We start from the raw sequence: 16409 nt of genomic DNA, 5'->3' as shown, positions 1-16409 counted from the left end.
TCAGGAGGCTGCCGGATGGATCTCGAGCAGGTGCGAACCCGCGTCGAAGCAGTCGTTCGGGAAACGCTCGGCATCGATCCGTTAGATGACGGTAGGTCCTTGCTCGCCGGGCGCTCGTCGCTGGCGGTCACCCGCTTCTGGGTCGAGCTCGAGACCGAGTTCGGCGTCGAGCTGGACCTGCAAGCCCTGACCGGGGTCGCCGGACTCGACGAGTTGAGCAGGCAGGTGGCCGCGGCCACGGCGACGCGACAGGGGACCATCGAGCCCGACATCGGCGGCGAACCCACGGCCGGAAACGGGTTGCTCCCACAGCAAGAGGCCTATTTGATCGGCACGAACGCGACACTGACCGTCGACGCCGTCGGCTGCCGGCAGTACGTCAGGCTGCGGCTGCCCGCCGTGGACATCGACAACCTGGTCACCGCGTGGCATGCGCTGGCGGCGCGGCACCAGGCGCTGCGGTCGGTGGTGACCGCCGCAGGCCTGCTCGAGGTCGACGCCGTCGACCCGGGGCAGCTGTTGACCGTTGTCCGCAAGCCATCGGACCCGGATGCCCGGTCCCGGCCCGACACACCGGACCGCCCGGGTGCAGCGTCGGAGTACCCCGCGGTGGTCGCCATGGTTGTCGTCGACGAGCGTGGTGACGCGGTCGTGCACCTGACGCTCGACATGCTGCTGCTCGACGGTTACAGCACTGAGCTGCTGCTGGCCGAGTGGGGGGCGCTGTACGGCGGGCGGCCACTGCCCGCCCCACCCGTCGGCGGAATCCGTTCCGCCATCGACACTGTGACTGCCCGGACAACGGCACCACTCGATCCAGTGTGCGGCGAAGTCCTCGACGAGCTGCGCGGTATAGCACCACGTTGCGTTGCGCCACCCAAACCATCGGGCCAGCGGCGCGACAGTGTGGCCGGGTCGCTGACAACGGCAGAGTGGGCGGCGGTGCGCAGCTGGGCCGAGCAGCACGAGATCAGCGCGTCCAGCGCGGTATCGGCGGCTTTCCTCGTCAGTCAGGTGCGGGCTCTCGGCGGCAGCGTGCTCGCTGCTGTCACGCTGAGCAGCCGTCCCTGGCTCGCCCGGGGATCGGAGACGTCGATGGGCCCCTTCAGCTCGTCGATCCCGGTTGTCGCCGACGATCGGCTCGAGCTGGCCGAGTTGGTGGCGGCTGTACACGGACAGGTGTGGCGCGGCCTGGAGCATCCGCAGCTGTCTGCGGTAGCGGTGGCACGCGCGGCCCGGCGATCGGCGAAAGACCTTGCGCACCAAGCGATCGACGATATCGGCCTCGCCTTCACCAGCATGATCGACGCCGTTCCGGCCCGCAATGCCGACAGCTTCGCCCATCGCATCGAGTGGGAGTCCGTGGAGACCGCGGGCATCGCCCTCGACTGCCAAGTGTGGCAGGACAACGGTGCGTTGCGGTTTCGGTGGGATGTAGCCGATCCCCGGGCTTGGCCGACGCCGATCGATATCGCCATGGCCGATTTCGAGAATCTGCTGCGCAGTTTCGGTGCGTCAACCGTCGCACTACCGGTTGCTCCGACCGCTCTGCAGGAGTCCTACGTCGTTGCCCGGACCGACGCCGACACGGCTCGAGGCTGCAACGTCACGTTCTCCTATGACGTGCCGTCGGCCGCGTTGGACCGGCTGGACGAGACGGTTGCCGCTTGGTTCGGCACCTACGAACTCCTCGCAGTCGGGCTCGCGCGCAACGGCAGCCTGGTGAAGCTCGCCGAGCCACCGGCGGCCTGGCGGGTGCCGGTGGTCCATGAAATCGGTTGGGACAGAATAATTGCGGACGGTGTGCAGCGTGCCGATGTGCACACCGCGGTGCGCGCACTGCTGCTGCGACGTAGCCGACCTCTGGGTGCGTGGCCCGCCGCAACGGTCGCTGCGAGCGTGGACGAACGCCACGCACAGATCCATATCGCTCTCGATATCTCGGTGGTCGACGCGCCCTGGTGTCACTTCCTCTCCCGTGAGCTGATGCGAATGCTCAGTGGCGCACAGCCGTTGGGCCGATTGGCTGGACCGCCGATCGACATACTCGACCAGCAGCGGGCCGGCCCACCGGCCTGCCGATCGGACCACTGGGAGGCGCGGTTGACCGCGCTGCACGACCGGTTCGGCGACGCGGTAGCGCCGAGCGTGCACGGCACATCGGCAGGGCGCATGCGACTCGAAGGTGTGCCTGCCGACCTGGCCGGGTTGCGGCACACCGCCCACAACGTCGGCTGCACGGTCGACGCTCTGCTATTGGCGGCGTTCCTGACCGCCTGCGCCGACGAGCTGGACACGGAGGTGCCGGTCACCGTCGTGCGGTGGGGGGAGCACCCCAATTCCACCGGCCTGACCCGCCTCAGCTGGGTGGCCGCCACCCGACCGGCCGTGCCGGTGCGCGAGCTCGCCGCCGAGCTGCACTCGATGCTCGCCGCCGACCTGGCGGCCGACGAGGTCGAAGGACTACGCGTGCGCCGCCGGTTGCACCGCGGAGCAGCCACCGGGGCTGCGGCTGCGACGCTGGTCTTCACCTGCGATGTCGACGCCGCGCGATGGACGTTGGCTCAGGACTATCGGCTGGCCGCGTGGGGCAGCGCGACGCCGGGCGTGCACCTCGATTGCGTCAGTGTCAGTGCGGGAGAGGTTCTTCGGTTCGGCTGGGATATCGATCCGGCTGCCTTCGCGGACGGCTGGGAGGTGGCCGCGTTCGCGCGCTACTCGCGGATGGTGCACAGCTTGGCTGCGGATGTTGCGCCGCCGACTCCGCCGCGCGGTCGGCTGACGCACGCCGAGTACCGGCAGGTGATCCACGCGTTCAATCGAACTCAGCGCTCCTTCGACGCCGGACTCGCCGCGCACGCCCGATTCGAACAGGCGGCGGCCGCCGAGCCCGCTGCTGTCGCGATCGTCACCGCGTCGGATCGGGTCACCTACCGCGAGTTGGACCGGTGGGCCGACCGGATCGCCGCCGAGTTGCACGAATTCGGCGTGGTGCCAGGCGATCTCGTCGTGGTCGGATGTGACCGTGGCGCCGCCATGGTCGCCGCCGTCCTCGGCGTTCTCAAGGTCGGTGCCGCATACGTGCCGGTGGAGCCGACGATTCCGATCGGGCGGCTGCGTTCGGTGCTCGAGCAGACCGGCGCGACGATCGCGCTCGGCGACACGAGCGCCGCATCCTGGCCGGAGGTTGCGGTCCGGCATGTCGACGTTTCTCCCGCACGGTACGGCGACGCCGCCGTGCGCGGCGGGTGGACGGCGCCGAGGCACGACCCGGAGCGGCTCGCGTATGTCATCTTCACCTCGGGCACGACCGGCACGCCGAAGGGCGTTGCCGTCAGTCACCGCTGTGTGGCGAATCTGGTGCAATGGTGCTGGCGCACATACGCATTCAACCGCGCGGACTACGGGCTTGCGGTCGCGGCGCTCGGCTTCGATCTGTCCGTCTTCGACATCTTCGGGCTGCTCGGTGTCGGCGCGCGAATATACGTCGCCGACGAGCGGGAGCGTCGCGACCCGGCGGCGCTGCAGCGGATCCTGGCTGCGGGCATTACGTTGTGGAACTCCGCGCCGGCGGCCCTGGCACAACTGCGCCCACTACTGCGGGACCCGCTTCCGCAGCTGCGACTGATCTTTCTCAGCGGCGACTACACCCCGCTCGATCTGCCCGCGGCGCTGCGCCAGGTCAGCCCGGACGTTCAGGTGGAGAGCCTGGGCGGTGCGACCGAAGCCACCGTCTGGTCGAATCGTTTCACCGTCGACGAGGTGGACCCGCAGTGGCGCAGCATCCCCTATGGCCGACCGATCGACAACGCCCGGTACTACGTGCTCGACCACGGCCTGGCGCCGTGCCCTATCGGGGCCGAGGGCGATCTCTACATCGCCGGCGATTGCCTCGCCGCGGGGTATTGGGGCGCAAGCGCATTGACCGCTCGCGCGTTCGTCGCGGACCCGCACGGAGATCGGCCGGGTGCCCGCATGTACCGCACCGGCGACCGAGCCTACCTCGGAGCCGACCGGCAGCTCGTCTTCGCGGGGCGCGCCGACCATCAGGTCAAGATCCGCGGTTACCGGGTCGAACTGGCCGAGGTCGAGCACCACGTCCGTCAGTGCCCCGACGTGCTGGATGCGGTGGTGCTGGCCAGGCGAGACGACATCGGCGACACCAAGTTGGTTGCCTACGTGCGGACTTCGGCGGCGACGGTCACCCTGGCGGCGATCAGAAGTTCCTGCAAGGAATCCCTGCCCGAATACATGCTGCCGAACCACCTGGTCTGCCTGGAGGTCTTTCCGGTCACCGCGAACGGCAAGCTGGACCGCGACGCCTTGCCGTGGCCGGTACGGGGCGCCGAGTATGCGCCGGATCCGGTGCGGCGGTACGGCGATGTCGCGGCACTCGACGAACTGGTCGCGGCTTTCACTGCGGCCCTTGGTTATCCGATCGATCCCGACGCGGACATCTGGGATCAAGGAGCGACGTCGTTCACCCTGGTGAAGGTCTCCGAAGACGTCAAGGGCCTGTTCGGGCGCCCGATCGGCGTCGCGGAGGTATTGGCGGAGCCCACCTTGCGCGGCATCGCCGCCGCGTTGGCGGACTCCGGCCCGGCCGCGTCGGCGAATGAGGTTGCGCACCTACCGGATGCGGCGGCGGACGAGATAGCTGAAGCCGCTGCTGTGAGCGGAACGGCGCAGATCGACTTCTTCTCGTCGGCCAGCCGTGCCGCGTTCAAGGCGGAGCATCGGAACAGACGCCGCGCGGAACCGGGCCGATCGACGATTCCGCTTGCTCGGCGCACCGGCGGCGACCAGACCGTTCGTCAGAGCATTCGCGAATTCGCAGAGGGCACAATAGAAGTCGCCGTACTGGGCGAACTGCTTGCCCTGCTGGCGGCACCTTCGCCCGGAGTGCAGCGCTTTCGCTACCCCTCGGCCGGTGACTGCTACGGGGTGCAAACCTACGTGCTCGTGCGCGACGGCCGAGTGAACGGTATAGCGCCCGGCACTTACTACTACCGGCCGGAGACGCACGAGTTCGAACGCGTCGGAGCCGGTCTGCCCCGCGAGGCCCATTTCTATTACAACAGAGAGCTGTTCGATCACGCGGCGTTCGAGATCTACTTGGTCGGCGCCCTCGACAGTATCGAGCCCCTCTACGGCGAAAACGCTGCTCGGTATCTAGCGATCGAAGCCGGGTGCATGACGCAGCTGCTGCAGGAACACCAAGCCGAGCTCGGCCTCGGTCTGTGCCCGATCGGTGAGGTCTCGCTCGCCCCGCTGCGAGCCGCACTCGACCTCGGCGAACACCACCTGTTTCTCTGCTCGCTGCTCGGGGGCGCCACGCGGGTTCCAGTCGCGTCGGGCGGGGACGAAAGGTCTCGCAGCACTACGGCACGGATGAACGAGTCGACCTCGGCGTTGATCGGCCTCAGCGCCATGCTGCCGGGCTGCCAGGAGGTCGGTCTGGCGACGTTGCTCGAGACGAGCGGAAGTGGTTTGGGGCCGGGACGATCCGGCGGAGTGAGCGGTCGAGGCGGCTGGCTCGACTCCGTCGACCGCATCGATGCCGAGCTGCTCGGCCTGACTCCGCTGGAAGCAGCCAGGACCGATCCGCAGCTGCTGCTTGCGGTCGAGAGCGTGTGGTCGGCGCTGGAGGACGCCGGGTACACCAGCGATCAGCTGACGCGCTCGGCCGGTCGCATCGGCGTTTTCGTGGCAACCATGTGGCACGACTTCGACAAGAGCGGAGACGCCGCCGGTACGCACGGGCGGGCGGGCACGCTGAGCTCTGATATCTGCCAGCGCATCTCGCACCATTTCGGCTTCGACGGCCCGAGTATCGCGGTCGACGCGGGGTGCTGCTCCACCTTGACCGCGATCCATCTCGCTCGCCAGAGCATGGCGAACCAGGAGTGCTCGGCTGCGGTGGTCGTCGGAGCGAATCTGATTCTGCACGACAGTCACCTCGATCTGCTTCGCGAATGGTCGCTGGTAGCCGAGCATCCCGACGCGGACTATCTTCCGGCGTTCGCCGCGGCGGCGAACGGGTGGCTGCCAGGCGAAGCGGTCGGTGCCGTGGTGCTGCGCCCGTTGCCCGCGGCGGAGTCGGCCGGCGACACCGTGCTCGCTGTCATCGAAGCCTCGCACGCGGGCCACCACGGCGGCGGGCAGCGGTTCGAATCACCGTCGGTCGAAGGCATGGTCCGCTCGCTGCACGAGACGCTCGCCCGGGCCGGCGCCACAGCGGACGACATCGGATACGTCGAGTGCGCGGCCGCGGGTTCGGCGCTGGCCGACGCGGCCGAGGTGGAGGCGCTCTCGCGGGTGCTCGGTGAGCGAGCCGCCGAAGGTGCGCCCCTGCCGATCGGCACCGTCAAATCAACTCTGGGGCATGCGGAGGCGGCCTCGGGGATAGCGCAGCTCGCCCGTGTCGTCGCACAGATTGGCACCGGCACGATTCTGCCGACACCGGCCTCGGACGAACTGAATCCGATGGTGCCATGGCCGTATCTTCCGGTGCGGGTCAGCCGAACAGGTGAGCCGTTGAGCGCGGGCACACCGCTCACTGTCGTCCAAGGTTTCGCTGCCGGCGGTGGATTCGCCCATCTGCTGCTGCGTGCGCACCATCGGCACAACGATCGCGGTGACCGCGATGCGCAGCCGAGTCGGCCGCGAGCGGTGGTCTGGTCCGGAGCCACTCGTGACCAGTTGATCGCTTCCCTGAGCCGGCTCGGCGAGTGGCTGGCCACCGATGCCGCCGCAGATGTCTCGCTGGACGACCTGGCGTTCAGCACCCAACGCGGGCGGACGGCGCTGCACTGGCGGTGGGGCTGCCAGGCCCGGACCGTCGCCGAACTGCGGGCGAATATCGAAGCCGCGCTGGCGTTTCCGGATCAGCACCTGGCCCACCACACCCGCCGCGGCCAGCTCGAGCCGGGACGCGACGACGGTGAACGCCTCGAGCTGTGGTTGCGGGGATCGCTCGCGAGCTGGACTCCCGACACCGCGCCTGGCCAACTCATCCCGCTGCCGAGGACGGCGCTGCTACGGACGCGACTACCGCAGGATCGCCGCACAGTCCCCGCAGGTGCCGCGGCAGTGGGGAACCTGGACGGCGAAGTGTCGGCACGGTTCGTAGCCGCCTTCGTTGAAGCAACCGGTAGACAGCCGCACGAAGGCGAACTGGACACACCATTGGAGTCGAGTGCCTGGTCGTCGTTTACGCTCGAGCGTCTCGCCGCCGCGCTGACCGCTCGTGACCTGCCGATCGAGGCGACCGCGTTCTTCGCCCATCGCACCTTGCGCGAGGCGGTCGCCGGTGCCGTCTCGGTCGAGCGCGAAACCATGGTCGGCACCGAGCCGAAACCTGTCGCGAGTTCCGCTGCCGATATTGCCGTCGTAGGAATGGCAGGCCGTTTCCCGGGCGCCTCCGATCTCGACTCCTTTTGGCGACTGCTGCGCGACGGAGTCGATGCCGTGGGGTCCATGCCGCCGGGTCGCAAGGGTTACGAATGGCCCGAAGAAGTTCTGCGCGGCGGATTCCTCGATGCGCCCGAGCAGTTCGACGCCGGGTTCTTCGGCATCACCCCGATGGACGCCGACCTGATGGATCCCCAGGAGCGGGTGTTTCTCGAGGTCGCCTGGGCGGCGCTCGAGGACGCGGGATATCCGCCGGCTCGCCTCGAGCGTGCGTGCGACGGCTCGGTGGGTGTCTTCGCCGCCACGATGTACAGCGACTACTCGTTCGTCGGAGTCGAGGAACGAACCGAGGGCCGTCTGGTGAGCACCGGTTCGTCCACGGCTGGAATAGCCAATCGGGTGTCCTACGCCTTCGACCTGCACGGACCGAGCATGACCGTGGATTCGATGTGCTCGGCGTCGCTCACCGCGGTGCACCTCGCTTGCCAGAGTTTGCATGCGGGCGAGTGCGGCGTCGTGCTGGTCGGGGGTGTCAACCTCGTCATCCACCCGATGCGCCTCATCGAGCAGCGCCAGCTCGGGATGGCGTCGGCGCGCGGCCGTTGTCAGCCGTTCGGTTCGGGCGCCGACGGCATTGTGCCGGGCGAGGGCGCGGGAGTGCTGGTCTGCAAGACGCTCGCGCGGGCGGTCGCCGATGGTGACCGCATCCACGCCGTCATCCGCGGAACGGCGGTGGGGCACACCGGCCGGGTGAACGGCTATCAGGTGCCTGATCCCGCGGCCGAGGCCGCCGTGATGCGAACCGCGCTCGCGAACGCGGGCGTCGAGCCCGCCGAGGTGGGCTATATCGAGGCGCACGGCACCGGAACCCGGATCGGTGACCCGATCGAGGTCGAGGCGGTGAACCGGGTGCTCGGAATGGGCCGCCCGACCCGCCCGATCGGGTCGGTGAAGTCGAATATCGGTCATCTGGAGGGAGCTGCGGGCATCGCCGGACTGATCAAGGTGATCCTGCAGCTGCGGCACCGCTGGCTGGCACCGACACTGCATGCGGCAGAGCTGAATCCGCTCGTCGACTGGACCGCCGCCGCCGTCCACGTGCAGCAGTACGGAACCGCGTGGCCGGCGAGCGCCACCGACGGGCACACCGAAGTGCCGAGGGTGGGCTGTGTCAGCTCATTCGGCGCGGGTGGCGCCACCGCGCACGTCGTCGTCGCCGAGGCGCCGGTCGTCCGGGCCACGCCTGCGGTGGCCGATGCGGGACCCGAGGTCATCGTGCTGTCCGCCAAGAGCGCGTCGGCGCTGCGGCGGAGCGCGCAGCGGCTGCTCGCGTGGTTGGACCGCGGCGCGGTCGAGGTGGTCGATCCCGCGGCGCGCCAGAGCGATTCGGTGGTACTCGAACGGATCGAGCAGCTGCTCGAGTCGGCGCGCCCGGACCAGCTGGCCTTTGAGATCGCCCGCGCTCTGGGTGATCGGTCGGCAAGACCTGCGGCGGTCGGTACTCGGCGTAGCGACAAAGATGTGCGGCTACGCGACCTCGCGTTCACCCTGCAAGTCGGCCGCCAGCCCATGGTCGAGCGCTTCGCCGTCGTGTCGTCCTCGATCGCGGAAGTCCGCGACTCGCTTCGGCTCTTCCTCACCGGGTCGCCCACACCCGCGAAGCCTGATTCTGCCAGGACCGAGGCGGAATTGCTATGTGCGCGATGGCTTTCCGGCGAGTCGATCGATTGGGCCGCGCTGCCCGCGAATTCGTCCGGTTGCCTAATCGATATTCCGACCTATCCGTTCGAGCCCGAGCCGCACTGGTACAACCCCGCAATTCGGTACCCGGGTACCGGTTGGGCGGACGACGTGTCGAAAGGCCATGGGAACCATGGACTGTCGTCGGAGGTACTGCTGGCCGAGGTGCGATGGGTTCCGCAGGCCGCGCAACCCGCCGCTCCGCACACCAGGCCGCGCTTGGTCTTCGTCGCGGCCGACCCCGGTCACGGCTTGCGCACCGACATCGCCGCCGCGGGGCACCTCATCGTCGACAGTCTTCCCACGGATCACGCTGCGGCGCGGCAACTCCTCGACGATCTCAGCCGCAGAGCAGACGCCATCGTCGATATCTGCGATCTCGGCGACGATTCGGGTACCCACCGCGGCGCGCGATGGCAGCTGGTGCGAGCAGCCGCGCGTTCGAGACGCCGGGTTCGCTGGCTGCACATCGGCCACGCCGACGAGCGCCATGCCGCGGCATCCGGCCAGGCCGGCTTGGTCTCGGCGCTCACCGCGGAAGCGCCGACCTTTCACGGCACCCTGCTGTCCACCGATGAGACGGGTCCCGATCTGATTCGCCGGATCGAAGCCCAGGTCGGAAGTCCGGAATTCCGCGTCGAATATCGCAGCGGCATAAGGCATCTCGCAACGCTGGCGAGCGTTGCGCCCCGGGAGGGCCGAGCTCGCCCGCTCGATCCGGAGCGGCCCTACCTGGTGACCGGAGGAACAGGTCGGCTGGGTCTGTTGGTGGCGAGCCACCTCGCCGCGCGCGGGGCTCGGCGGATCGTGCTGTGCGGTGCTCGTGTCGTTCCCGAACGTGCGAGCGGCGAGCGCGCGGAGCGCATCCACCGCCGGATCGATCAGCTCCGCGCGGCGGGCGTGCAGGTCGAGCTGTACATCGGCGACCTCGCCGCGCCTGAGCTGGCGACATTGTGCAGGCGGGTCACCGACAGCTGGGGACCATGGGCGGGCGTGGTGCACTGCGCGGGCCTGATGCCGCGGGTGGGCGAGCTCGCCACCGCGGACCTGGCGGAGCAGCTGCGAGTATTCGATGCCAAATGCGGACTTTGGCAATCGCCGAACCGCGCCGAAATCGAAAGGGAACAGCCGGATTTCATCATTCTGTTCTCTTCGGTTGCGGCCACCGTCCCTGCCCTGGCAGCCGGGGTCAGCGCCTACGCGGCGGCCAACTGTTATCTCGACGAGACGGCGGTACGGCACCAGCTACCCGGTGTCGTCGCCATTGCCTGGCCCGAGTGGGAGACCGGAGGGATGGTCGGTGGAGACACCCGTGGCATCGGCCTGGACGTGTTGAGCGTCGGTGACGGCCTGGCGGTGCTGGACTTGGCGATGGATGGGCGACTGGCATCGCACACCGTGGTGGTCACCGGGCGGGCACGCCACGAACTCGACAGGCTGCTCGAGCTGCCCCGGGTAACGGCACGCGAACCCGATGCGGCCGCCGGCCCGCAGTACGAATCGACCGGCGAGATCCCCGTTGCGCTGACGAAGGTGTTCGAGGAGGTGCTCGGACTCGCCGGTGCCGACCTGGACCCGGACGCCGCGCTGCACGACCTCGGCGTCGGGTCGGTCGCGCTCGCCGAACTCACTGTCGCGTTGGAGAAATTGCTCGACCGGCCGGTGGCGCCCACGGATCTGCTGGCACACCCTACGCTGCGTGGGATTGCGGGCATGCTCGGTGACTCTCCGCCGGTCACCGCGAATCCCGCTGCGGGGCAGGTTCACTCCGACATCGGTGCGCGGGTGACGCGAGAGCCCGGCCGGGGGCGCGTGGCCGTCGTCGGGATGTCGTGCCGGTTCCCGGGCGCCGACACGCTCGAGCAGTTCTGGTCGAACCTGCTCAGCGGCATTAACTCTATCCAGGAGGTACCCGGGGACAGGTGGGACGTCGAATCGGTGTACGCGGCGGCGTCCGGCCCGGGCCGGACCAACAGCCGGTGGGGTGGGTTTGTCTCGGGTGTCGACACTTTCGACCCGGACGCGTTCGGATTAACCGCGGCGCAAGGCATCTCGATCGATCCCACGATACGGCTGGTGCTGGAAGGTGTGGACGCCTGCCTTGCCGACGCAGGCTATCGGCGCGAAGAGATCGCAGGCTCCGCCACCGGCGTCTTCATCGGCGCCAGAATGTCGGACTACCGCAGGCGCTCGATCCGGCAGCACGGTCACGCGGGTGCCGGAGGTGACCAGAACTTCATCGCCGCGTTGTCCGCGCACGTCTATGACCTGCACGGCCCGGCACTGGTGGTCGACACCGCGTGCTCATCGCCGCTGACCGCGCTGGCGCTGGCCCGGCAGAGCCTGCTCGAGGGTGACATCTCGGTCGCCTTGGTGGGCGGCGCGGAGTACCTGCTCGACGAGCAGCCCTATCTCGAGTTCTCGGCGATGGGCGCGTTGTCGAGTCACGGTGCGTGCCGGACCTTCTCGGCCGAGGCCGACGGTTTCGTCCCGGGGGAGGGGTGCGCCGTGCTGCTGGTGAAGCGGCTCGAGGATGCGATCGCCGACGGCGACACGATTCGGGCGGTCGTCGACGGTGTCGCGGTCGGCAACGACGGGTGGACGATGGGTCTGACCACGCCGAGCATCGACGGTCAGGAGCGAGTTGTCCGGCGCGCGTTGCGGTCGAGCGGTCGCACGCCCGCGCAGATCGGCATGGTCGAGGCGCACGGCACGGCGACCCTGATCGGTGATCCCATCGAGCTCAAAGCGCTCAGCAATGTGTTCGACGGTGCCGTGGCGCCGCAGTCGTGCGCGGTCGGCAGCGTGAAGTCCAACATCGGGCACCTGCTGGGCGCCGCGGGCGCGGCGGGTTTGGTCAAGGCGATTCTCGCGGTGCAGCACGGCATCATCCCGCCGACGCTGCACTGCGACCAGCCGAACCCGCGGTTCGACTTCGCCGCCTCGCCGTTCTTTCCGGCGATCGAGGCGATCCCGTGGCCCGATCGGTACGTCGAACGGGTGGCCGGTGTCTCCGCGTTCGGTCTCGGTGGCACCAATGCGCACGCCGTCATCTCCGCACCGGACCCGGACTGGCGCGGCGTCCGCAAGCCACTGGCGGCACCGGTCTACCGCCGGACTCGAATGTGGCTTGCGGCAACCGAATCCGCACTGGCGACGGTGCCGCAGCCGCTACCGAGGGAACGGCCGGTCGCGGCACGCCCCGCATCGAATGGCCGACCCGGCTACTCCGACGCAAGAACAACCTCCCTTCTCTTGCTCGACCTGGCGGAGGCCCCGAGCGCCGCACAACTCGGCTCGGAACCGTTGGATCCTGAGCCAGAGCCCGCGCTGCTCGGAGAATTTGTGCGCGCCGTTGCCGAGGTCGCGCCGGAGGTGCCCGCAGCCGCGGTCCGAGCGGACAGCACCCTGTCCGACCTGGGTCTGGCCAGCATCGAACGGGCCGAGGTCCTGATCCGCGCCATGGAGTCGCTCGGCGTCAAGATTCCGGTGTCGAACTTCGCCAAGACGATGACCCTCGGCGAGATCTCGGCATTGCTCGGTGGTGGCGCATGAGTCGTCCGTACCCGCGCGTGATCGGGTTAGGTCTGGTCAGCGCGGTCGGCGTCGGCCGGGCGGCGTTCGCCGCGGCGATTCTCGGCGGGCGGACCGGCATCCGTGCGATGACCGAACCGGACGGCCCCGCGTACCGGGCGCCGCTGCCCCCGCTCGACTTCGCGGGCGCGCTCGCGCGGTACCCGAACGCGGAAATCGCCGGTCGCGCCCGGGACGCCTGCGCGCGATCCGGAGCAACGGTGCGTGCGGGTGTGCTGGCCGCGCTCGAGGCGTGGGACGACGCGGGGCTCGACGGCGCTGTGCCGCCGGAGCGAATCGCGCTGGTGGCGGCGGGCAATAATCTGACTTCCGCGGCCATGCACGAGGCCGGCGCCAGGTTCGCCGGCCGCGAGACGTACGTGTCGCCGCGAATGTCGTTGAGCCTGATGGATTCGCACCTGCTCTCGGTGGTGAGCCAGGTGCTCCGGATCACCGGTCCAGGGCTGCAGGTGGGTGCGGCTTCGGCGAGCGGGAACGCGGCGCTGATCGCCGGCTGCCGCTTGCTCGCGACCGATGAGGCGGACATCTGCGTTGTTGTCGGATCGGTGGGGGCACCGGCGTTGGTCGAGCTGCGGGCCTTGGCGAACGCGGGGGCCTTGAGCTGGGACGCGATGAGCGTTCCGCTGTCTGCCGACCGAGCCGGGTTCATTCCGGGGGAGGCGGCCGCCGCGGTTGTCCTGGAGCGGAGTTCGTCGTCGAGGCGGGGTCGGCTCCGCACCTATGGCGAGGTGCGCGGGTGGGCCCATCGCCTGCACGCCTCGGCCGGCCCGGAACCCGATGCCGACGTCGAGTCCGATGTCATGCGCCGAGCAATAGCGGCCGCCGGTATAACTTCTGACCGCATCGGTTATGTCAACGCGCATGCGAGTGGATCGCTGGTCGGCGACAGCGCTGAAATGACCGCGCTGGACGAGGTATTCGGCGAGGTAGCGGTACCGCCTTGGCTCAATGCCACGAAATCGATTACGGGCCATACGCTTGCCGCGTCGGGGCTGGTCGAGTGTATCGCCACCCTGACCCAACTGGAGGTGGGCGTACTGCACCCCACGATCGGCTTGGCCACGCCGATCTCGGCGAACTTGCGCCATCCGAGCCTCGGGACGCCCCTTGCTCCGGATGCCGTGGCGCTGACCAACAGCTACGGATTCGGCGGCTTCAATACCAGCCTGGTGCTCGGCAGGTAGTGATGCGAATCTTCTGCTTCCCACATGCCGGCGGCGGGTCACTGGCCTACCGCGGCTGGCGCCATCCGACCGCAGCGCTCGACGTGATTCCCGTTGTGCTGCCCGGTCGAGAGGCGCTCCGACAGCAACGCATGCCGACCCGCATGACGGAGGTGATCGACTACCTGGTCGGCGCTCTCGGTCCGCGACTGGTGGGTGACTACGCGTTCTTCGGGCACAGCTTCGGGGCCGGCGTGGCCTACGAGCTCACCCGCAGGCTGCACGAGCAGGGCAGCCGGCTGCCTCGGCTGTTGGCCGTGTCCGGTCGCCGCGCGCCGAACCGCGCGCCGATCTGGCCGCCGGTGCACGCCGCCTCCGACGAGACATTCCTGAACTACCTGGTGGGATTGGGCGGAATCCCGAGCGAAGTCGTCGAGAATCCCGCGCTGCTCCAAGCTTTTCTGCCCAGCCTGCGTGCCGACTTCACCGTCCACGAAACCTATGTGGCACCGACGAATCCCGCGCTGCCCCTTCCGGTCTCGGCGTTCACCGGCGCACAGGATCCCGCCGTGTCGGTGACCGATGTGCTGGCTTGGCGCGACATCACCACGAACTCGTTCCGTGCGCGCGTCTTCCCTGGCGGCCACTTCTACCTGCGCGAGCACGGCACCGCGATTCTCTCGGCCATGTACGACGACTTGGAAGGGCCTACGCCACGATGACCGTTGGAATCCACGATATAGACGGGTATATCGGGCGCGCGTCCCTCGATGTCGGGATGCTGTTCGACGCCAGAGGCCTCGACCGCGGTCGGCTCACCAATCTGATGATGCACCGCAAGTCGGTGAACCTGCCGTGCGAGGATCCGGTGACCAATGGCGTCAACGCCGCGCTACCGCTGTTGAAAAGGATGTCACCGGCCGACATCGCCGACATCGAGTTGATCGTCGTCGGCACGGAGTCCGGGCTCGACTTCGGAAAGCCGATCAGTACCTACATTCACGACTTGCTCGAATTGCCAAGGCGCTGCCGCTCTTTCGAAGTAAAGCACGCCTGCTACGGCGCGACGGCCGCGTTGCACGCTGCGGCGGCACTGGTTGCCACGTCGGCGAATCCCCACGCACGGGCGCTGGTCATCTCGACCGACGCGGCGGCGCGGATCGACGTCGACAGCTACTGGGAGCCGTCGCAGGGGGCGGGTGCGATCGCAATGCTGGTCGGGCGTGATCCGGCGATCCTGGAGATCGATCTCGGTCGCAGCGGTCTGTTCACCTTCCACGTGATGGACACGCTGCGGCCCCGGCCGGAGATCGAGTCCGGCAACTCCGATCTGTCGCTGCTGTCCTACCTGACCTGTCTCGACGAGACGTATGCGATGTACTGCCAACGGAATCCGGGCAGCACCCTCGATTCCTTCGATCGGATGGTCTTCCACACGCCCTTTGCGGGCATGGTGGTCGGCGCGCACCGCACGCTCACCCGCAAGCACGCACGCCTGTCCCGAGACGAGGTAACGCGACACTTTCACGACGCCGTCGCGAGCAGCCTGGTTCTGGCTCAGGAAGTGGGCAACACCTACAGTGCCTCGCTCTACTTGGCGCTGTGTTCGATGCTCGTGCACGGAAAAGTGGAGGCGGGTCAGCGGATCGGGCTGTTCTCCTACGGCTCTGGGTGTTGCTCGGAGTTCTACAGCGGCACACTGGGTGAGAACGCGGCCGGTGCGCCGGGCCCGATCGGAATGAACGGCGCGATCGGACAGCGGCGCGAACTGGATATGGCGACCTACGAACTCATCAGCGAACTCGCGGAGCAGCGATTCAGCGGCGTCGAGCACGCCGACATCGCAGTCGAGCCGTATCGGGACCTGTACGAAGAATGCTTGGCCGGAACGGGGTCAGCGGTACTCGAATCGATCAAAGGCTTCGAACGGCACTACCGCTTCGCCTGAACCCGAGAAGTTCGGTTGCCGTCACCAATCCCACGTGCCCACCGGCGGCCAGGGATCCAAGGGTTCAGCACCAGGTTGCGAGAGGTTCTTCGAAAAGTGCGAGCCCTGTTCGACTCTGGCGGAAAATCCGGTTCGGAACCGATCGTCACCGGGGAAGTCGGTCAGGTCGAGCAGGGACAGCAGAATCTCGATGAACCGCCTGCGCTGGTCCTCGGTGATGTGCAGGTTCTTGTGCGCCTCGAACAAGCCACGGACTCCGTCATGCAGATCGGTGTAGAGGCGCCGACCGCCCATGATCTCCTCGAGAAAGTGCGACAGGTGCAGCGCGTGATTGCGTGACCCGCGAGCAAACATGTCGTGCAGCAGATCGTCGTCGAGTACGGCGGCGTGGAACAGCTCGGCCAATTCGCGGACCTTCGCCGGGCCACCGATGTGCTCCAGCATGGTCCTGCCGTGCACCCGGGTGACGCCGACCGAACGCAAGCCGGTCGTGCCACCCTCGTCGGCCGGTGCCGATCCGGTCATGTGTGCCTCCAGTCAGTGCTTGCCTG

The 16409-nt window shown here is 68.4% G+C and carries 5 protein-coding genes; 4 read left to right on the top strand and 1 reads right to left on the bottom strand.

Translation table 11 applies throughout. The annotated features are described in order from the left end of the window. Positions 1 to 15 precede the first annotated feature (15 nt). From ACIHA7_RS32790 to ACIHA7_RS32775, 4 genes are read left to right on the top strand one after another with little or no spacing between them, the layout of a single operon-like run. The gene (locus ACIHA7_RS32790; protein ID WP_397294957.1) at positions 16 to 12708 is read left to right on the top strand and encodes an amino acid adenylation domain-containing protein; all 12693 of its coding nucleotides are present in this window, start codon (positions 16 to 18) and stop codon (positions 12706 to 12708) included. Continuing rightward, complete coding sequence (locus tag ACIHA7_RS32785) at positions 12705 to 13931, top strand: beta-ketoacyl synthase N-terminal-like domain-containing protein (protein ID WP_397294956.1); 1227 nt, start codon at positions 12705 to 12707, stop codon at positions 13929 to 13931. The genes ACIHA7_RS32790 and ACIHA7_RS32785 overlap by 4 nt, the downstream gene beginning before the upstream one ends. A 2-nt stretch (positions 13932 to 13933) precedes the next feature. Next, positions 13934 to 14632 (top strand): thioesterase II family protein, encoded by a 699-nt coding sequence (locus ACIHA7_RS32780; RefSeq protein WP_397294955.1) that lies wholly within the window; start codon positions 13934 to 13936, stop codon positions 14630 to 14632. Continuing rightward, complete coding sequence (locus ACIHA7_RS32775) at positions 14629 to 15858, top strand: hydroxymethylglutaryl-CoA synthase family protein (RefSeq protein WP_397294953.1); 1230 nt, start codon at positions 14629 to 14631, stop codon at positions 15856 to 15858. Before ACIHA7_RS32780 ends, ACIHA7_RS32775 begins: the two co-directional genes overlap by 4 nt. A gap of 21 nt (positions 15859 to 15879) precedes the next feature. On the opposite strand, the gene ACIHA7_RS32770 is transcribed toward ACIHA7_RS32775, so the two are convergent. After that, entirely contained in the window at positions 15880 to 16383 is a 504-nt protein-coding gene (locus ACIHA7_RS32770) for a hypothetical protein (protein ID WP_397294951.1), read from the bottom strand. Positions 16384 to 16409: the final 26 nt, after the last annotated feature.

This window comes from Nocardia sp. NPDC052316 (assembly GCF_044547795.1).
Classification (GTDB): Bacteria; Actinomycetota; Actinomycetes; order Mycobacteriales; family Mycobacteriaceae; genus Nocardia.
The sequence above is the reverse complement of the archived record's forward strand: the minus strand, read 5'-3'. Positions and strand labels throughout refer to the sequence as shown.

What these genes read in the sequence shown, in the direction of transcription:
- ACIHA7_RS32780 (WP_397294955.1), top strand. Translation starts at nt 13,934, where the DNA reads ATGCGAATCTTCTGCTTCCCACATGCCGGCGGCGGGTCACTGGCCTAC.
- ACIHA7_RS32770 (WP_397294951.1), bottom strand. Translation starts at nt 16,383, where the DNA reads ATGACCGGATCGGCACCGGCCGACGAGGGTGGCACGACCGGCTTGCGT.
- ACIHA7_RS32775 (WP_397294953.1), top strand. Translation starts at nt 14,629, where the DNA reads ATGACCGTTGGAATCCACGATATAGACGGGTATATCGGGCGCGCGTCC.
- ACIHA7_RS32785 (WP_397294956.1), top strand. Translation starts at nt 12,705, where the DNA reads ATGAGTCGTCCGTACCCGCGCGTGATCGGGTTAGGTCTGGTCAGCGCG.
- ACIHA7_RS32790 (WP_397294957.1), top strand. Translation starts at nt 16, where the DNA reads ATGGATCTCGAGCAGGTGCGAACCCGCGTCGAAGCAGTCGTTCGGGAA.